The sequence below is a fragment of the Mycobacterium sp. FW102-FHT13B02 genome (genome assembly GCF_058790275.1).
Genome location: NZ_JBYTCM010000005.1, coordinates 155,714 through 172,405, shown reverse-complemented (window position 1 = coordinate 172,405; position 16,692 = coordinate 155,714). Strand labels below are relative to the sequence as shown.

The 16,692-nt window shown below is 66.7% G+C and carries 21 protein-coding genes; 8 read left to right on the top strand and 13 right to left on the bottom strand.

All coding sequences use genetic code 11. The features are described from left to right. Nucleotides 1-129 precede the first annotated feature (129 nt). Nucleotides 130-1,119, top strand: coding sequence for an APA family fibronectin-binding glycoprotein (locus tag AC3WTE_RS11085; RefSeq protein ID WP_492437515.1), 990 nt, complete (start codon nt 130-132; stop codon nt 1,117-1,119). A 62-nt stretch (nt 1,120-1,181) separates the two neighbouring features. Here the strand turns inward: AC3WTE_RS11085 and AC3WTE_RS11080 are convergent, their stop codons facing one another. The 8 genes from AC3WTE_RS11080 to AC3WTE_RS11045 form a co-directional block, all read right to left on the bottom strand. After that, nucleotides 1,182-1,454: a GlsB/YeaQ/YmgE family stress response membrane protein gene (locus tag AC3WTE_RS11080; protein ID WP_492437718.1), complete on the bottom strand. Its 273-nt coding sequence runs from the start codon at nt 1,452-1,454 to the stop codon at nt 1,182-1,184. 104 nt (nt 1,455-1,558) lie between these two features. Then, complete coding sequence (locus tag AC3WTE_RS11075) at nt 1,559-2,317, bottom strand: CPBP family intramembrane glutamic endopeptidase (protein ID WP_492437514.1); 759 nt, start codon at nt 2,315-2,317, stop codon at nt 1,559-1,561. A gap of 181 nt (nt 2,318-2,498) precedes the next feature. Continuing rightward, complete coding sequence (locus AC3WTE_RS11070) at nt 2,499-3,209, bottom strand: 2OG-Fe(II) oxygenase (RefSeq protein WP_492437513.1); 711 nt, start codon at nt 3,207-3,209, stop codon at nt 2,499-2,501. Continuing rightward, the gene (locus tag AC3WTE_RS11065) at nt 3,206-3,757 is read right to left on the bottom strand and encodes a methylated-DNA--[protein]-cysteine S-methyltransferase (RefSeq protein ID WP_492437717.1); all 552 of its coding nucleotides are present in this window, start codon (nt 3,755-3,757) and stop codon (nt 3,206-3,208) included. The genes AC3WTE_RS11070 and AC3WTE_RS11065 overlap by 4 nt, the downstream gene beginning before the upstream one ends. A gap of 59 nt (nt 3,758-3,816) precedes the next feature. Next, nucleotides 3,817-4,362: an RNA polymerase sigma factor gene (locus AC3WTE_RS11060; protein ID WP_492437512.1), complete on the bottom strand. Its 546-nt coding sequence runs from the start codon at nt 4,360-4,362 to the stop codon at nt 3,817-3,819. A gap of 186 nt (nt 4,363-4,548) precedes the next feature. Continuing rightward, nucleotides 4,549-5,781, bottom strand: coding sequence for an NAD(P)/FAD-dependent oxidoreductase (locus AC3WTE_RS11055; protein WP_492437511.1), 1,233 nt, complete (start codon nt 5,779-5,781; stop codon nt 4,549-4,551). Nucleotides 5,782-5,829: 48 nt separating this feature from the next. Next, on the bottom strand, nt 5,830-6,465 hold the full coding sequence (locus tag AC3WTE_RS11050; RefSeq protein WP_492437510.1) for an endonuclease: 636 nt from the start codon (nt 6,463-6,465) through the stop codon (nt 5,830-5,832). A 36-nt stretch (nt 6,466-6,501) separates the two neighbouring features. Next, nucleotides 6,502-6,834 carry a TfoX/Sxy family protein gene (locus tag AC3WTE_RS11045; protein ID WP_492437509.1) on the bottom strand — a complete coding sequence of 111 codons (333 nt, stop codon included), beginning with the start codon at nt 6,832-6,834 and terminating at the stop codon, nt 6,502-6,504. Nucleotides 6,835-6,914: 80 nt separating this feature from the next. Here AC3WTE_RS11045 and AC3WTE_RS11040 point away from each other — a divergent pair, with 80 nt between their 5' ends. Next, nucleotides 6,915-7,964: an ABC transporter permease gene (locus tag AC3WTE_RS11040; RefSeq protein WP_459365371.1), complete on the top strand. Its 1,050-nt coding sequence runs from the start codon at nt 6,915-6,917 to the stop codon at nt 7,962-7,964. Between the two features lie 3 nt (nt 7,965-7,967). Next, nucleotides 7,968-8,984 carry an ABC transporter ATP-binding protein gene (locus AC3WTE_RS11035; RefSeq protein WP_492437508.1) on the top strand — a complete coding sequence of 339 codons (1,017 nt, stop codon included), beginning with the start codon at nt 7,968-7,970 and terminating at the stop codon, nt 8,982-8,984. 3 nt (nt 8,985-8,987) lie between these two features. Here AC3WTE_RS11035 and AC3WTE_RS11030 read toward each other — a convergent pair whose 3' ends face one another. The 3 genes from AC3WTE_RS11030 to AC3WTE_RS11020 all read right to left on the bottom strand — a co-directional run bounded on the left by AC3WTE_RS11030 (nt 8,988) and on the right by AC3WTE_RS11020 (nt 12,098). After that, nucleotides 8,988-9,377, bottom strand: coding sequence for a nitroreductase family deazaflavin-dependent oxidoreductase (locus AC3WTE_RS11030; RefSeq protein WP_492437507.1), 390 nt, complete (start codon nt 9,375-9,377; stop codon nt 8,988-8,990). 85 nt (nt 9,378-9,462) lie between these two features. Further along, complete coding sequence (gene lon / locus AC3WTE_RS11025; protein WP_492437506.1) at nt 9,463-11,823, bottom strand: endopeptidase La; 2,361 nt, start codon at nt 11,821-11,823, stop codon at nt 9,463-9,465. 29 nt (nt 11,824-11,852) lie between these two features. Further along, entirely contained in the window at nt 11,853-12,098 is a 246-nt protein-coding gene (locus AC3WTE_RS11020; protein WP_492437505.1) for a hypothetical protein, read from the bottom strand. 268 nt (nt 12,099-12,366) lie between these two features. Here AC3WTE_RS11020 and AC3WTE_RS11015 point away from each other — a divergent pair, with 268 nt between their 5' ends. The 3 genes from AC3WTE_RS11015 to AC3WTE_RS11005 are packed head-to-tail and all read left to right on the top strand — an operon-like array spanning nt 12,367 to nt 14,504. Next, entirely contained in the window at nt 12,367-13,017 is a 651-nt protein-coding gene (locus AC3WTE_RS11015; protein WP_492437504.1) for a PaaI family thioesterase, read from the top strand. Between the two features lie 12 nt (nt 13,018-13,029). Next, nucleotides 13,030-13,737 carry an EthD domain-containing protein gene (locus tag AC3WTE_RS11010; protein ID WP_492437503.1) on the top strand — a complete coding sequence of 236 codons (708 nt, stop codon included), beginning with the start codon at nt 13,030-13,032 and terminating at the stop codon, nt 13,735-13,737. Further along, the gene (locus AC3WTE_RS11005) at nt 13,734-14,504 is read left to right on the top strand and encodes an enoyl-CoA hydratase/isomerase family protein (protein WP_492437502.1); all 771 of its coding nucleotides are present in this window, start codon (nt 13,734-13,736) and stop codon (nt 14,502-14,504) included. Before AC3WTE_RS11010 ends, AC3WTE_RS11005 begins: the two co-directional genes overlap by 4 nt. Here the strand turns inward: AC3WTE_RS11005 and AC3WTE_RS11000 are convergent. Together AC3WTE_RS11000 and AC3WTE_RS10995 are read right to left on the bottom strand one after the other, a co-directional pair. Next, nucleotides 14,501-14,689 carry a (2Fe-2S)-binding protein gene (locus tag AC3WTE_RS11000; protein ID WP_061001233.1) on the bottom strand — a complete coding sequence of 63 codons (189 nt, stop codon included), beginning with the start codon at nt 14,687-14,689 and terminating at the stop codon, nt 14,501-14,503. The genes AC3WTE_RS11005 and AC3WTE_RS11000 overlap by 4 nt on opposite strands. Beyond that, the gene (locus tag AC3WTE_RS10995) at nt 14,689-15,336 is read right to left on the bottom strand and encodes a fatty-acid--CoA ligase (protein WP_492437501.1); all 648 of its coding nucleotides are present in this window, start codon (nt 15,334-15,336) and stop codon (nt 14,689-14,691) included. The genes AC3WTE_RS11000 and AC3WTE_RS10995 overlap by 1 nt, the downstream gene beginning before the upstream one ends. Before the next feature lie 270 nt (nt 15,337-15,606). On the opposite strand from AC3WTE_RS10995, the gene bfr reads away from it, so the two are divergent. Continuing rightward, entirely contained in the window at nt 15,607-16,086 is a 480-nt protein-coding gene (bfr, locus tag AC3WTE_RS10990; protein WP_267317631.1) for a bacterioferritin, read from the top strand. 115 nt (nt 16,087-16,201) lie between these two features. Continuing rightward, nucleotides 16,202-16,684 carry a carboxymuconolactone decarboxylase family protein gene (locus AC3WTE_RS10985; RefSeq protein WP_492437500.1) on the top strand — a complete coding sequence of 161 codons (483 nt, stop codon included), beginning with the start codon at nt 16,202-16,204 and terminating at the stop codon, nt 16,682-16,684. Nucleotides 16,685-16,692 lie beyond the last annotated feature (8 nt).

Genomic DNA, 16,692 nt, shown 5'->3' with positions numbered 1-16,692 from the left:
GCGAGGTCTCAGCAACCGCGCGGTATCGCCGTGGTCTGTCGAGATGCCAGGGGCGAGCTAACCAACTCGGGAGCCAAATAGCCGCAACTCGCACTTGCGTCACGCCGGTAACACTGTATTTTCGTCCCCATGCGACACCCGGATGCGCGGACACCAGCCCGCAAACGCCTTCCGAAATCACTGACTGCCGCGGTGGCAGGTGCGGCGGCCGCGGCCATCGCCCTGCCGAGCGCGATCTCGTACGCCGATCCGGTACCGCCGGCGCCCGCTCCGGCCCCGGCACCCGCTCCGGCCCCGGCTCCGGCTGGGGAACCGGCACCGACTCCGGCCCCGCCGGCTGACGCGCCGGCCCCGTTGCCGCCCGCAGCCGACCCGGCAGCGCCTCCGGCCGACCCCAACGCGCCGCCGCCTGCTCCCGCAGCGCCGGGCGCGCCTGCTGCCCCGGCTGCTGCTCCGGCGCCCGCGCCTGAGCCCGGCCGCGTCAATAATGACGCCGGTGGATTCAGTTACGTTGTGCCCCAGGGCTGGAAGATCGCCGATGCGACGCAGCTGTCGTACGGCCAGGCGCTGCTGACCCGGGTTCCGGCCGCGGGTTCGGAGCAGGCTCCCAGTGACACCAGCGTTCTGCTGGGCCGGCTGGATCTGAAGCTGTTCGCCGGTGCCGAGTCCGACAACGGCAAGGCCGCCAACCGGTTGGCGTCGGACATGGGTGAGTTCTTCATGCCCTTCCCGGGCACCCGCATCGGCCAGGAGACCACCGCGCTGACCGCAGGCAACATGCCGGGTGCGGCGTCGTTCTACGAGGTGAAGTTCACCGACACCGGCAAGCCGAACGGCCAGATCTGGGCCGGCGTGGTCGGCAACCCGCCGCCGGACGCCACCATCCGCAGCCAGCGCAACCCGCAGCGGTGGTTCGTGGTGTGGCTGGGTTCGGGCAACCACCCGGTGGACAAGGCCGCCGCGGTGACACTGGCCCAGTCGATCCGCCCGTGGAACCCGCCGCCACCGCCTCCGGTCGATCCGAACGCCCCGCCGAAGGCCGCCGACCCCGCCCACCCGATGGTCGGTGTGCCGGTGCCGGTGACGAATGCGCCGCCGGAGATGACCCCCGGCGGGTAGTCGCGAAAAGAATTGAGGACCGCGCCCACCGGGCACGGTCCTCAATTCTTTGTGCGCGAGTTCTAGGTCGAACTCTTCGACTTCACGAAGCGGTAGATGAGCACCAGGACCACCGCACCGACGAGCGCTCCCCAGAACGAGTGCTGGATCGGCGGGCGGAAGTCGAGTTTGTGAGGCGCGTAGACAACGCTGCTCAACGTACCGCCGACATAGCCTCCGGCGATGCCCAGCACGCACGTGAGAATCCACCCCATGTCGTCCTTCCCGGGTACGACGAACCGGGCAATGGCTCCGACGATGAGGCCCAGAAGAATCAACCAGACGATATGCATCATTGTCATGACCTTTCGATTGACTGATACATCTCGAGGCTAGCCGGTTTCGAGGAGTCAGCACGAGGTCTGAACTGCAGCGATCTGGTGACGGTTAGGGGCCAGTCCTAGCTGAAGTGCCAGACGGCGGCCGCGGCGAGGGCACCCATGCCGTTCAGTGACCAGTGCAGGGCGATCGGGGCGAGCAGGCTGCCGGACCGGCGTCGCAGCCAGGTGAAGACGAATCCGGCGGCAGCCGTCGCGACGACTGCCATGGCCACCCCGGCGATCATGCCGGCCACACCGCCACCCAGCACGTGGGTGAATCCGACGTTACTGCTGGTCAGGCCTAGTGAGGTGGCGATGTGCCAGAGCCCGAACAGCAGCGAACCGGCAGCGGCCACGCCGCGGAAGCCCCACGCCCGGTCGAGGGTGCCGTGCAGTACGCCGCGGAAGGCCAGCTCCTCGGGGATGACGGTCTGTAGTGGGATGACGATCATCGAGGCCAGCAGGGCGCCGGAGATGGTCGCGTAATGGTTGTTGAGGAACATCGGCCGGGTCCACGGCAGCAGCACGCCGACGGCGATCACCGAACCGACGAGCAGGATCGCGCCGAGCGCGTAGCGCATGCCGGTCCGCCAATGTGCACGGCCGAGGCCGAGCTCGGTCCATCCCAGTCCCCGCTTCCGGACCAGGGCCACCAGGGCGAGCGCCGCGAGCGGCACCACGATGATGTTCGCCCAGGGCGTCGTGAAGTGGGCAAGCAGATTGGTGGCGACCAGTACGGCGACCACCACGGCCACATCGATGTAGACACGCGGATGCCGCACGGCTGGTGAGCCGTGCGGTAAGCAGGGGACAGCGGCGGCTGCCGAGGCGTCGATCATCTGTCGTCAGTGTACTGGTAGGTGCCAAAGGTCCAGGTCACGACGGTTGGCCCCGCCACCGTCCGTATTCCTCGGGAAGGCACACCGCGCAAGGGCGGTATCCGGCGGCGATGGCCTCCCAACCGCCCGGGTGCCGCACTCACATACGGCCGGCCGTCGGCGCCGGTGAGCGTGTACGTGCTCATGCGGCGTCGTGGAAGATCAGCCCGAGCGTCATCCGAGACCCCGAGCGCAGGGTGGATACGCCATGACGCACGGGGCCGATGGCCCAGCCTCGTTTGGACGGCACCGGGCGCTCACGGGTGGTGACCACAAGCCCGTGCCCGAACGGAATCGAGATGGCGGAGCCGCGTGACTGAGCGCGGGGCCGCTGCTCGTACAGCAGGAATTCGCCGCCGGTGTAGTCGATGTCGGGTTGGGTCAAGTTGATGACCACCTGGAGTGGAAAGACCAGATCCCCGTACAGGTCTTGGTGCAGCGCGCACCAGCCGCCGGCGCCGTACTTGAGTAGCAACGCCGTCGTTCTGGTCTGCCCCGCCCGGTGACAGGTGTCCAACCAGTCGTCGAAACTATCGGGCCAGGGTGGGTCACGACGCAACCTGGTCCACCAGTCCCGGGCGATCGGCAGGAGCCGAGGGTAGAGCGCGTACTTGAGCTCGGTGACGATCTCGGGGTAGGGCCGGTGGAAGTAGCGGTATTGGCCTTCGCCGAACCGATAGCGGGCCATGTCGATGGTCGACCGGAACCGGGCCGTATCCAGGTAGATCGCCGCCAGTTCGGCTGCCTCGTCCGGTGTGACGAGAGGTCCGGTCAGCGCCGCGCCGACGGTCTCGAGCTCGGTGCGGACGCCGTCCCAGTCGGTGCTGGCGACGCGCTGCTGCCAGATGCTCACGCCGCGGCCTCCAGATCAAGCAGGAGCCGCTTGGCTTCCGGACCGCCGAGGTAGCCGCCCATCCCGCCGTCGCTGCGGACCACGCGGTGGCACGGAACCACCACGGGCAGCGGGTTTTTCGCGCATGCCGTGCCGACGGCCCGAACCGCCCTGGGGCTGCCGGCCAACGCGGCGACGGCGGCATAGCTGGCCGTCTGCCCGTAGCCGATCTCTGGCAGGTGGTGCAGCACCGCAGCGCGGAACCCGACGGCCAGCTGCCAATCCAGTGGTACGTCGAAGCTACGGCGGCTCCGGGCGAAGTACTCGGCGAGTTCGCGGGCAGCGGCGTCGAGCCGGGCCGGTGCCAGCAGGATGCGGGGGCTCACCCTGTCGGCGAGCTCTTGCAACACGGCGTCGTGGTCTTCACAGGCGTAGGCGACACGGATCAGGCCCTGGTCGGTGGCAGCCAGCAGAAGCGGTCCGACCGGACTGTCGACGGTGCGGTAGGCGATGTCGAGGACGCCGTCGCGCTCCGCCGCGGCGGCCAGCCGGCCGTGCAGTTCAGACATTTGGCTCGGTCCGATGTCGGTGGTGCGCGCCAGGCCACTGACGATGTTCTCGCCGTTGATCATCGCGGGCTCCTTCCTGTGTTCTGCAGCGGCGCGGCGACCTCGACGAGTTCGCCGAGGTAGGTGCGTCGTAGCGTCGCGATGCCGTCGCTGGCGGCGCGGCGGGCGGCCGCGGCGGTGCCGCCGAGAATCTCGGCGATGTCGTTGTACGGCAGGCCTGCGAGGTAGTGGTAGGCCACGGCGTGCTTCTGTTTGGGCGGCAAGCCGTCCACCGCGGCTGCCAGATCGTCGAAGTCGCGGGTCTCACGCGGTACCGATGGCTCGGGTACGACGTCGGTGGGGATCGGCTGGCGCGTGCGGGTCCTGGTGACGTCGATGGCCTTGTGGTGTGCGATGGTCACCAGCCAGGCCTCGAGATTCGCGTCCACCGGTAGATCGGGATAGGCCTTCAGCGCCGCCAGGAAGGTTTCCGACCAGGCGTCGTCGGCGTCGAGAGCGCCGACGACAGCGCAACAGACCCGAAAGACCGTGGGGCCGTGGTGACGTACCACGGTCTCAAAAGGCGGTTTGGCTTTCACACTTTGTAGACGCTCCGTCGCCGGCATTTGTGAGGTGTCGATCCTGATCGACCTACCGGTGCGTCGATCGCGTTGCGCTGACCGGTCAACTCCCCGATCTCGCCGAACAACACCTCAAGACGCTCACACGGCGACACCGGACCATCCAAAGATGTTGCAGCGGTGGACATAACACCATCAAAGCAGAAGGGTCCGACAAAAAACGGAAACGCGCTACCCAGTCAAGGTCGACAACGAAACCGACGGATCAGCGAGCGCTCCGGCGTCGACCGGGCGGCGGGATCTGATGAGTTTCTTGATGTCGTCGAGGCCTTCCCAGATGTTGACGTTCATCCCGGCCAGTACCCGGTGCCCACCGTCGAGCCAGAACATGGTGAACTCGCGCGTGCCGAGATCGCCACGGGTGATCGACGCCTGGTACTGCGGTGCGTAGCCGACATACTCCATTCCGAGGTCGAACTGGTCGGTGAAGAAATACGGCAGCTCGTCGTAACTGCTTGGGGTACCGAGCATTCCATCGACTGCGACCGTGGGCTGCTTGAGGGCGTTGGCCCAGTGCTCGGTGCGGATCGGGACCCCGAACAGCGGATGTTCCGCGGCCGCGATGTCACCCACGGCGTAGATGTCACTGTCACTGGTCATCAATGTTTCGTCGACCGCGATACCGCCGTCGGCGATCACCAGTCCCGAGCGTTCGGCGAACTCGATATTCGGCGCGGCGCCCACCGCGACGAGAACCGCGTCGGCCTCGACACTGGACCCGTCGCCGAGTCGCAGTCCCGTGGCTTTGCCGTCAGCGGTGGTGATCTCCTCGACTGCGGTGCTCAACCGCAGGTCCACGCCGTGGTCCCGGTGCAGGCCGACGAACACCTCACCAGCCTCGCGGCCCAATGAGGACAGCAGAGGTAATGCGGCCGACTCCACCACTGTTACGTCGGTGCCCAGTCCACGCGCACTGGCTGCGACCTCGAGCCCGATCCAGCCTCCGCCGACGATCGCCAGCCGCCGTCCGTTGCCGAGTTGTGCCAGCAACTCAGTGGCGTCGTCGACGGTGCGCAGGAAGTACACGCCGTCGGCGTCCGAACCGGGGATCGGCGGTTTCCGCGAGCGGGATCCGGTGGCCAGCAATAACTTGTCGTAGTGTTCGTGGTCGCCGTCGTTGAAGGCCACCATGTGCGCGGTGCGGTCAAGGGTGGTCACCTCTGTGCCGAGCCGCAGATCGACGTCGTGCTCGGCATACCAGCTCTTCGGATGCACGGTGAATTCCTCGAGGGTCTTCTTGCCGGCCATGAATTCCTTGGACAGCGGCGGACGTTCGTAGGGCAATCTGTCCTCGGCAGCGAACAACACCACTTGTCCCTCAAAACCCTTCGTGCGCAGGGCTTCCGCGGCCTTGGCGGCGGCCAGTCCGCCGCCGATGATCACGAATGTGGGTGAGCCGGCCATATCGAGTCTTCCCTTCGGTAATCGAGATGTGAATCAGTACTTGAGAAATCAGTTTTCGATACGTCGGCGCAGGGTCTCGTCGAGCGATACCCGGACGAGTGCGGCGGCGAGTCGCGCATTGTGTTTTGGGGCCAGGCTCCCGAGTTTCCGCGCATCGGTGGGCAGACCCAACTCCTTCGCCGTGGACAGCGCGCGTTCATCGAAATACGGTTGCACCCAGGTCCAGACGTCCTGGATTTCGCGCAGGAAGATGTCGGCACCTGTGTGGCCGATGCCGTCGAATCCCTGCAAGGCCTTACTCGCCGCGGCCACATCGTGGCGGGCCCTGACCCGTAGGTTGCGAAGGTCGCCACCGTATTCATCGTTGACCCGGTTCGCGATACGGGTCATTCGGGTCGCCGAACTCTCGTCGTACCTGGCGTAGCCGGCGCGACCGAAGGCGGCGATCATGTCACTGCGGTCAGCCTTCAGCACGGCCGACGGAGTGCGAATCCCGGCGCGGAACAACTCACGGGCCGCGGCCACCGCGGTGTCCGCGGAGATGGGCTTGCTGGCCAACATGCACAGCGACAGCAGCTTGAACAGCGGCATCGGCTTGTCGCGGAGCGTGATCCCGGCATCCTCGGCATACGTGGTACCGGCTGCGTCGAGCAACCGCGCGACGACCTGTCGATCCCGTGCCATATCTCCACGCATACCCGTCCGCGCGGTGCGCAAACGCTACTTGGGGGGCAGTGCGGCCGCGTACCCGACGCCGCGGTCGACCCAGCTCTGCAGCTGCCGTTTGGTTTTCAGCCCGTCGGGCGCGACCCGCAGCCAACCGCGCATCTCGCGGCCGCCCATCACCATCAAGTCGACGTGTTGGCGTCGCAGCAACGTCTCGGTGTCGCCGGGCGCAACCCGGACCAGCAGGCCACCATCTCGGCTGGCTGCCACCGACATGTTGCCGTTCAACAGAAACGCGAGCCCACCGAACATCCGCTTTTCGTCGATGCCGCCGATCGGGCCGAGCAGTTCCCGGATCCGGTGGGCCAGATCCTCGTCATAGGCCATGCGGCCAGTCTCGCACTAATCAGCCGTCGGCTTTGGCTATCTTGCCGCTGCACAGTCAGCGAACACGTTAGATTCCTCAGGTGCTGATCGCGGCGTTGCGGGACCTGCAGTGGCGGCGGCGCCGATTTCTCATCGCGGTCGTCGGAACTTCCTTCGTGTTCGCGATGACGTTGGTGCTCACCGGACTGGCCAACGGTTTCCGGGTGGAGGCCGGTAACACTGTCAACTCGCTTGGGATCGACTACTTCATGATCCAGAACGGCGCGGCGGGCCCGTTTCTGGGTTCATCGCCCTTCGCTCAGACCGAAGTTGAACGCGCACAAAAACTTCCGGGTGTCCAGGCTGCCGCAGCGGTGGTCTACGCGGGAACAACGGCCCTCGACAACGGGACGCCGCGGACCATGAACCTGTTCGGTGCACCCACCGCCGGGCCCGGCATGCCGGCGATGTCCCTGGGGCGCGCGCCCGCCACACCCGACGAGATCGCGGTGTCATCCACACTGGGGCGCAAGATCGGCGACCAGATGCACATCGCCTCCCACACATTGCAGGTGGTGGGAATCGTCAACAATTCGACCGTGCTGGCGCAGCAGCCCAACCTGTTCCTGACGACGGTGGGCGCGCAGCGCCTGGTGTACGGCGGGCAGCCCGTCATCGCGTCGGTCGGAATCCGGGGCAACCCCACCAAGGCGCTCGACGGCTACCGTCTGGTTGACCGTCGCGGTGCCATCGACGACATGATGCGGCCGCTGAAGGTCGCTGTTGATGCCATCAGCATCATGGCCGTCCTGCTGTGGGTGGTGGCCGCGACGATCATCGGCATGTTCATCTACATGTCCGCGATGGAACGCACCCGGGACTTCGCGGTGTTCAAAGCCGTTGGGGTGAAGACGAAATCGATGATGGCCGGGCTGGCGATGCAGGCCGTGTTCGTGGCCGTCTGCTCCGCGGCGATCGGAGTTCTTTTGGCCATGCTGCTCGGGCCGATGTTCCCGATGCGGGTGGACGTCCCGGCCGGGGCCTACCTGTTGTTGCCCGTCGTGGCCATCACCATCGGACTGATCGCCAGCCTGGCCGGCATGCGCAGAGCGGTGACAATCGATCCAGCGATGGCATTCGGGGGGCCATAGACCATGAGCGGCTTACAGATTCGCGACCTGGTGGTGGAATACGGCAAGTCCGCCGACAAGGTCAGGCCGATTGACAATTTCGAGCTCGAGCTGTCGGCAGGATCGCTGGCGATCCTGTTGGGGCCCAGCGGTTGTGGGAAGACGACGCTGCTCTCGTGCATGGGCGGGATCCTCAAGCCCACGTCGGGCCGGATCCTCTTCGACGGCATCGACGTCACCGCGCTCGGGCCCAAGGCACTCACCGACTACCGCCGCAACACCGTCGGCATCGTGTTCCAGGCGTTCAACCTGGTGCCCAGCCTGACCGCCGCGGAGAACGTCATGGTGCCGATGCGGGCCGCGGGTATGAGCCGGGGCGCAGCCCGGCAGCGCGCTGCGGAGCTGTTGGACCGCGTCGGACTGTCGCATCGGATGACACACCGCCCCGGTGACATGTCCGGGGGACAGCAGCAGCGGGTCGCGGTGGCCCGGGCCATCGCACTGGACCCGCCGCTGATCCTGGCTGACGAGCCGACCGCGCACCTGGACTTCATCCAGGTCGAAGAGGTCCTGCGGCTCATCCGAGAGCTTGCCGACGATCGCGTCGTGGTGGTCGCCACCCATGACAGCCGCATGCTGCCGCTCGCGGACCGGGTCGTCGAGCTCGTCCCGACCGTCGCCAGCACCGAGCGGGAGCCCGAGGTATTCGAACTCGACGCGGGTGACCTGGTGTTCGAGCAGACGACCATCGGCGACCTGATCTATGTGGTCAAGCAGGGCCGTTTCGAGATCACCCGGGAGATGCCCGACGGGGCGACGATGCTGTTGTTCACCGCCGGGCCTGGTGAGTACTTCGGCGAGATCGGGCCGCTGTTCGGCATACCGCGCACGGCGACGGTTCGCGCGCTCACCGACGGGGTCGTCGTCGGCTACACGGTGAAGGATTTCCGGGCCCGGCTGGGCCCGGATCGAATCCACGAACTCATCGAGCACCGCGCGATTCATCTGGCCGACGAGCCGCCGTCGGCCGACATCGCCTGAGGCTCAGTCCAGGTCGACGCGGACCGACAGCAGATCGGTGCCCATCACCCGCACCACGGCACTGTTCAGCTGCGGAAGTTGCCGCAGCCTGGCGGCCGGGTCGTCATCGGGCATCAGGTGCGCCGTGCCGCTGCGCCATTCGCCGTTGATACGCACGCGCACAGCGGGATTCGCCTTGATGTTGCGGACGAAGTCAGCATGCTCGCCGTGCTCGGACACCAGCCAGAAGGCGCCGTCGATGACCCGGCCGCCGATCGCGGTGTGCCGGGGTTCGCCGGACTTGCGCCCGATGGTCTCGAGCATGGTCACCGGCAGCTGCCGGCCCACCGGATTGACCAGGCGCCGCTGCACGGTGTGGACCACACGCCGCTTGAGTTCATTGAGGTTGGGCATGTGCCCATCTAACGCGAACGGACCCAAAAGTCCCACCACCATGAGGTGAACAGGAGCATTTGGGTCCGCTCGCGTCATTCAGTTGTCAGGCGGCCACCGTGGCGGTCTCCGCCGCCGGCTCCAGCGCCTGGGTGATGATGTCGGCGACGTCGGTCATGGGCCGCACATCGAGTGCGTCCAAGACCTCGGCCGGCACGTCGTCCAGGTCGGGCTCGTTGCGTGACGGGATGAAAATTGTTGTCAGCCCGGCACGTTGGGCTGCCATCAGCTTCTGCTTGACCCCGCCGATGGGCAGCACCCGCCCGTTCAGCGTGACCTCGCCCGTCATCCCGACGTCAGAACGCACCTGCCGTCCGGTGGCCATGGACACCAATGCGGTCACCATGGTCACGCCCGCCGACGGACCGTCCTTGGGCACCGCGCCCGCAGGCACGTGCACGTGGATGCGACGATCCAGCGCCTTCGGATCGACACCCAACTCCGCCGCGTGCGACCGCACGTACGACAGCGCGATCTGCGCCGACTCCTTCATCACATCGCCCAGCTGGCCGGTCAACTGCAGGCCCGGTTCACCGTCGTTCGAGCCCGCCTCGATGTACAGCACATCGCCGCCCATGCCCGTGACGGCCAGGCCGGTCGCCACCCCCGGCACCGCGGTGCGTTCGGCAGACTCCGGCAGGAACCGCGGACGGCCGAGGTACTCGACCAGATCCGGTTCATCGACAATGACGCCCGTCACTCCGCTGGCAGCCAGCCGCGTGGTCACCTTCCGCAGCGCCTTCGCCAGCAGTCGCTCGAACTGCCGGACACCCGGCTCGCGGGTGTAGTCCGCGGCGATCTTGCGCAGCGCCGCATCCGTCACCGTCACCTCGTCGGTGGTCAGCGCCGCCCGTTCGGCCTGCCGGGGCAGCAGGTAATCCCGAGCGATGGCGACCTTGTCGTCCTCGGTGTAGCCGTCGAGAGTGATCAGTTCCATGCGGTCCAGCAGAGCCGAGGGGATGTTCTCGATGACGTTGGCCGTCGCCAGGAACACCACGTCGGACAGGTCCAGATCCAGGTCCAGGTAGTGGTCCCGGAACGTGTGGTTCTGCGCCGGGTCCAGCACCTCCAGGAGCGCCGCTGCCGGATCGCCACGGTAGTCGGAGCCCACCTTGTCGACCTCGTCAAGCAGCACAACGGGATTCATCGAGCCGGCTTCGCCGATGGCCCGCACGATGCGGCCCGGCAACGCGCCGACGTAGGTGCGACGGTGCCCACGGATCTCGGCCTCGTCGCGCACGCCGCCCAGGGCCACGCGGACGAACTTACGACCGAGGGCCCGCGCCACCGACTCGCCCAGTGACGTCTTGCCGACGCCGGGAGGACCGGCCAGCACCATGACCGCGCCCGAGCCGCGCCCGCCGACGACGGTCATGCCGCGCTGTGCGCGACGGGCCCGCACCGCCAGGTACTCGACGATGCGGTCCTTCACGTCGTCCAGACCGTGGTGATCGGCATCCAGCACCGCACGAGCGGCCGTCAGATCCGTCGAATCCTCGGTCCGCTCGTTCCAGGGCAGGTCCAGGACGGTGTCGAGCCACGTGCGAATCCAGCCGCCTTCCGGGGTCTGCTCGCTCGAGCGTTCCAGCTTGCCGACCTCGCGCAGGGCGGCTTCGCGCACCTTCTCGGGCAGATCGGCCGCCTCGATACGGGTCCGGTAGTCAGCGGGTTCCTCCGCCCCCGTAGAACCGTCGAGTTCGCCCAGCTCTTTGCGGATGGCGTCCAACTGCTGGCGCAGCAGGAATTCCTTCTGCCGCTTGTCCATGCCCGCGCGGACGTCCTCGGCGATCTTGTCGTTGACCTCGACCTCGGCCAGGTGCTCGCCGGTCCATTCGATCAGGCGGCGCAATCGCGCGGCCACGTCCGTGGTCTCCAGCAGTTCGCGCTTCTGCACGTCGGTCAGGTACGAGGCGTAGCCCGCGGTGTCCGCCACCGCGGACGGCTCACTGATCTGGTTGACCGCGTCGACGATCTGCCAGGCCTCCCGCCGCTGCAGGATGGCCATAAGCAGCTTCTTGTATTCGGCTGCCAAGGTCCGGGTCTCCTCGGTGGCAGCAGGCTCCTCGAGCTCGTCGACCAGAACCCACAAGGCGCTGCCCGCGCCGGACGTGCCGGATCCGATGTGCGCACGTCGCTCACCACGGACCACGGCCGCGGCACCGCCGCTGGGCATCCGGCCGACCTGGACGATCGACGCCAGGACGCCGTGGGTGGGGTAGCGGTCGTCGAGGCGGGGCGCGATGAGCAGCGTGCCGGCCTCACCGGCGGCAGCGGCGGCCTGGGCCGCATCGACCGCGGCCCGCGCGGCCTCATCGAGTTCGATGGGCACGACCATGCCCGGCAGGACGATGGGCTCGGTGACAAACAGGACGGGAACAGCGATGGGCGCTGTTGTGGCGTCGGACATCCGTACCTCCAAAGTTGAATCTCCTGCGCTCAACCTTTGAGGGCCTCGATTTGTTCCGTGATCACCGGCCCGCGCTGTACCCGCGCTTCCCACCGCGCCCCGGCCCGCTTGCCGATGACGAACGTCGCTGTCATCAGGACGGCGGTGGTGACGAGCGCCAATACCGAGGTCACGGCATTGGCGACGTCCACCGACGTAGAGAAGATGACTGCGAGATGAAGTGCGGTCCCGATGATCAAACCGACTCCCCACATCGCTGAGAGCAGAATGTGCACTCGCCGGCGATAGGCGACCGCAGCAGGGCTGGTATCGGGTTGTCCGGCCTGTACCCGTTCCGAGACGACGACACTATGTGGCGACCGTGATTCGCGCACAAGAGCGGGAGCCTGCCGTCTCGGGGGTAACGGCAGGCTCCCGTGCTACTAGTGAAGCACCCAGAGCACTGACCTGCGGTTGCCGATACCGAAGAGTGACGTCGCAGTTGGCTAACGGTTGGGACTCGGAACCGGGCTCATGGGTGGAACCGACCCCACCCTCGACAGCATGATTAGAACGTGTTCTAGTTCAAGGGTGCTCGAGGACACCTTGCAGAAGCTCAGCGCCGACGAGGTCGCGCGGCTACGGGCCATCTATGAACCGTTGACGCAGTCCGTGCGCGAGCTGATCGATGCCACCATCCGGACGGAGACCGGTGCCGACACCGTTGCGGCCGTCAAGGCCGAGATCGACGCCGCCACCGCCCAGCTGCGGGCCAACCAGCTCGAGGGCTCGTTCGGCATCCGGTTCGGGGCCCACGGCAGCGAAATGCCTTGGGGCAACGCCGTGATCGGGGTGCGCAACCCGATCGCGCCGCCGGTGGACCTGATCCGGGCCGAGGACGGCAGTGTGTCGGCCGACTTCCATCTCGGCGCCGCGTACGAGGGTCCGCCGGGGCACGTGCACGGCGGGGTGTCGGCGATGATCCTCGACCATGTGCTGGGTGAGGGGGCGAGCCTGCCGGGCCAACCACGGCTGACCGGCACGCTCACCATGCGCTACCGGCGCATGACGCGGCTCGGCGATCTGCACACCGAGGCGCGCATCGTGCGGACCGAAGGCATCAAGACGTACTGCGTCGGGCACCTCGCCGATGCCGAGGGCGTCACGGTCGAGGCCGAGGGCGTGTTCATCACACCGCGCTGGGCGCGGGACTGACCGGGAGGTTCCATGGAGAAGGTCATGGTCACGCTCCGGCGTGACACGGCGGACGACGCCTGGTGTGCGCGTCTGCGTACCGAGGTCGCCGATGAATTGCTGGCGCTGGGCGTGCCCGGCCTGGCGGTCAACGTCAAGGACGCCGCGGTACGGGACTCGCTCATGTTGCTGACCACGCTCGACCCGCCGGTGGTGGCGGTGATCAGCGTGTGGACCCAGCAGTACTACGGCGCGCAGATGACCGCGGTGCTGGAGCGGCTGCGCGCAGAGTGCACCGAGTTGGCGGCCTACCTGGTGACCGAATCGGTCCCGATGGCCGGTCCGGCCATTATCCTCGGTGAACGTACCACCGGCCTCGCGAACGTCGCGCTGCTGCGCCGTCCGGACGGGATGGACGAACGGGAGTGGTTCCGCCGCTGGCATATTGACCATACTCAGATCGCGATCGACACCCAGTCCACGTTCGGTTACACGCAGAACGCGGTGGTGCGTGCACTGACGCCCGACGCCCCGGAGCTCGGCGCGATTGTCGAGGAGTTGTTCCCCATCGAGGCGACCACCAGCCTGCACGCCTTCTTCGGGGCGGCCGACGACGCCGACCTGGCCGACCGCGCGGGCAAGATGGCCGCGAGCACGTCGGCCTTCGGTGCCAACGTCAACGTGGACACCGTGCCCACCAGCCGGTACATCATGCGAAACCCGTTTGGAGACAACCTGTGACCGACCCCGCCGCGCTCGTTCAGATCGACGACACCAACAGGGTGCGCACCCTGACCCTGAACCGGCCCGACGCCCTCAACGCGTTCAGCGAGGCGCTGTACGACGCCACCACGATCGCGTTGACGGAGGCTGCGGCCGACCCAGACGCCTCGGTCGTCCTGCTCACCGGCGCCGGCCGGGCTTTCAGTGCCGGCAACGACCTTGTCGAGATGCAGGAGATGGTCACCAATCCCGAATATCAGATGGGGGAGTTCGGCTTTCCCGGGCTGATCGAGGCGCTGACGGCGTTCCCGAAGCCGTTGATCTGTGCGGTGAACGGGGTCGGTCTGGGAATCGGCACCACAATCCTCGGCTACGCGGATCTGGCGTTCATGTCGACGACCGCGCGGCTCAAATGCCCGTTCACCAGTTTGGGGGTGGCATCGGAGGCGGCGTCGTCATACCTGTTGCCGCGGTTGGTGGGCCGGCAGAACGCGGCCTGGCTGCTGCTGTCGTCGGAATGGGTGAATGCCGAAGAGGCCCTGCGCATGGGTCTGGTGTGGCGCGTGTGTGAGCCCGACGACCTGCTGCCGGAAGCTCGCCGGCATGCGGAAATCATTGCAGCGCGGCCGCTTTCGAGCTTGATGGCGGTCAAGCACGCGATGGTCGAGCCGACCCGTGACGCGATCGTCGCGGCGACGCAACGGGAGTCCGGCCAATTCGCCGAGTTGCTCGGTGGTGCTGCCAATGCCGACGCGCTGAGCGCGTTCGTGGGGCGTAAAGGCTAACCCGCTTTATGCACCGGGCAGTCGGTGCGGGCCGCTTCGATGATGGCCCGCACCGTCCGCCGGCAGCGGCCGCAGTCCAGGCCCGCACCGCATTTCTCGGCGATCTGCTTCGAGGTGGTCGCGCCATCGGCGACCAACTCGGTCACGACCTGACTGGTCACTCCGGTACAGAGGCAGACGAACATCAGCCGGCCTCCTCATCGAACGACTCGACCGACGTGAGGTGGGCCAGGGTGCCCACGAAAACCGTCGGATAGACACCGAAGCCGGCCGCGGACATCCATTCGGCAGCGGCGTCGGGGTGATCGATCCAGCGGCGCGCGGCGGCTTCGCTCTCGATCTGCTGCAGGATCAGCACCTCGTGGCCGTCATCGAAGGCCCGGTACACCCAGACCTTGCACACACCGGCATCCCGGAAGCGCCCGGCGGCGTCGTGCACCTTGTCCATGAGGGCGGGGACGTCCTCGACCGCGGTGACGACACCGACGATGACGGACGCAACGGCATGCTCGCCTGGGGGCGGCTCGGCCAGGTCGATCTTTTCGACCACCTCACCGGCGAATACCGCCGGGATGTCGTCCACGCCGGACGCATCGAAGAATTCGAATATCGCGGGTGAGCGCAAGACTTCGCGCACAGAATTCGGATTGCGAATACCGACGGTGGCCAATACCCGCCCCGGCTCCCACAGGGACGAATACACGACGACGTGGTGTGCCGAGAGCTCGGTCAGAATCGATCGGTGCGACTTCAGTCGCAGCCACATCGCTTCCACGTCGTCGACGCGATAATCGGCGGCAAGGATCAGCGAGTGCAACGGCTGCTCGCTCATCGGTCCTGCCATTCGGGGTCGCGGGGACCGCGGACGCGCGGCCCGCGGCGGTTAGTGCAGTCTAACCTTACTTAGGGCAGCCAGTCCATAGCTGCTGGCCAGCGCCGGAGTCGCGAATCGGGAAATCGGGCAGGCGCGGCAGAATCGCGGCGGAAACGCGGGGCGATCCGGTCGCCCGCAGGGGACCCGCTGCACTAGGTTTGCACAAGGCGCGACGTTGTTCCGCGCCAGTGACACTTGACCCAGCCCCGATGGTGTTTAGGAGCCGAAATGCAAGGCGACCCCGAAATCCTCAAATTGCTCAACGAGCAATTGACCAGTGAACTCACCGCGATCAACCAATACTTCTTGCATTCCAAAATGCAGGACAATTGGGGCTTCACCGAATTGGCGAAGCACACCCGTGAAGAGTCGTTCGAGGAAATGCGCCATGCGGAAACGCTCACCGATCGCATTCTGCTGCTGGACGGCCTGCCCAATTACCAGCGGCTGTTCTCGCTGCGCGTCGGGCAGACGCTGCGCGAGCAGTTCGAGGCCGACCTGGCCATCGAGTACGAAGTGGTCAACCGGCTGAAGCCGGGCATCATCATGTGCCGTGAGAAGGGCGATGCCACCAGTGCCAACATCTTCGAGGCCATCCTGGCGGACGAGGAAGGCCACATCGACTACCTGGAAACCCAGCTGGAGTTGATGGACAAGCTCGGTGAGCAGCTCTACGCGGCCCAGTGTGTGTCGCGCCCGCCGTCATAGACCGGTTTCGTGACTGCGGCCTCGCCCTTCGGGGCGGGGCCGTTCTCGTCTGCGTCGCCGGATTCATCGTCGAAAAAACTAGAACTTGTTTCAGTCTTGGCGTAGCGTGCGAAAAGTGAGCCGAATCGGAGATTTCACCGACGACGACGTAACCGCCTGGGTGCTCAAGTCACCCGACATCGCTACGGCCATGGCGGGTTTCACGCACGCTGTGTACACCAAGGGTCGGTTGCCTTTGCGGGTTCGCGAACTGGCGCGTGCGGTGATCGCGCTCGACAACGAATGCGTGACGTGTCAGAACACCCGCGACGCGGCGGGCCCGGCGGCCGGCGTCGACGAGGACCTCTACAACCATGCGGGCGTCTGGCAGACCTGGCCCGGTTACTCCGACCAGGAGCGCATCGCGGCCGAGTTCGCCTACCGCTTCGCCACCGATCACACCGGCCTGCGCGACGACGAGGACTTCTGGGCCCGCGCCGCAGCGCATTTCAGTGACGAGCTGCTGACCGACCTGGCGCTGTCGTGTGCCATGTGGCTCGGTATGGGCCGGATGCTACGCACCCTGGACATCGGTCAGGCCTGCAAGATCACCCTCTGAGAGGCCCA

Coding starts and splice junctions, on each gene's coding strand:
- AC3WTE_RS11060 (WP_492437512.1), bottom strand. CDS start 4,362: ATGCCGGCGACGGAGCGTCTACAAAGTGTGAAAGCCAAACCGCCTTTT.
- AC3WTE_RS11000 (WP_061001233.1), bottom strand. CDS start 14,689: ATGTTCGTCTGCCTCTGTACCGGAGTGACCAGTCAGGTCGTGACCGAG.
- bfr (WP_267317631.1), top strand. CDS start 15,607: ATGCAAGGCGACCCCGAAATCCTCAAATTGCTCAACGAGCAATTGACC.
- AC3WTE_RS11080 (WP_492437718.1), bottom strand. CDS start 1,454: ATGATGCATATCGTCTGGTTGATTCTTCTGGGCCTCATCGTCGGAGCC.
- AC3WTE_RS11035 (WP_492437508.1), top strand. CDS start 7,968: ATGAGCGGCTTACAGATTCGCGACCTGGTGGTGGAATACGGCAAGTCC.
- AC3WTE_RS10995 (WP_492437501.1), bottom strand. CDS start 15,336: ATGAGCGAGCAGCCGTTGCACTCGCTGATCCTTGCCGCCGATTATCGC.
- AC3WTE_RS11085 (WP_492437515.1), top strand. CDS start 130: ATGCGACACCCGGATGCGCGGACACCAGCCCGCAAACGCCTTCCGAAA.
- AC3WTE_RS11010 (WP_492437503.1), top strand. CDS start 13,030: ATGGAGAAGGTCATGGTCACGCTCCGGCGTGACACGGCGGACGACGCC.
- AC3WTE_RS11045 (WP_492437509.1), bottom strand. CDS start 6,834: ATGGCCTATGACGAGGATCTGGCCCACCGGATCCGGGAACTGCTCGGC.
- AC3WTE_RS11075 (WP_492437514.1), bottom strand. CDS start 2,317: ATGATCGACGCCTCGGCAGCCGCCGCTGTCCCCTGCTTACCGCACGGC.
- lon (WP_492437506.1), bottom strand. CDS start 11,823: ATGTCCGACGCCACAACAGCGCCCATCGCTGTTCCCGTCCTGTTTGTC.
- AC3WTE_RS11030 (WP_492437507.1), bottom strand. CDS start 9,377: ATGCCCAACCTCAATGAACTCAAGCGGCGTGTGGTCCACACCGTGCAG.
- AC3WTE_RS11065 (WP_492437717.1), bottom strand. CDS start 3,757: ATGTCTGAACTGCACGGCCGGCTGGCCGCCGCGGCGGAGCGCGACGGC.
- AC3WTE_RS11050 (WP_492437510.1), bottom strand. CDS start 6,465: ATGGCACGGGATCGACAGGTCGTCGCGCGGTTGCTCGACGCAGCCGGT.
- AC3WTE_RS11015 (WP_492437504.1), top strand. CDS start 12,367: ATGATTAGAACGTGTTCTAGTTCAAGGGTGCTCGAGGACACCTTGCAG.
- AC3WTE_RS11055 (WP_492437511.1), bottom strand. CDS start 5,781: ATGGCCGGCTCACCCACATTCGTGATCATCGGCGGCGGACTGGCCGCC.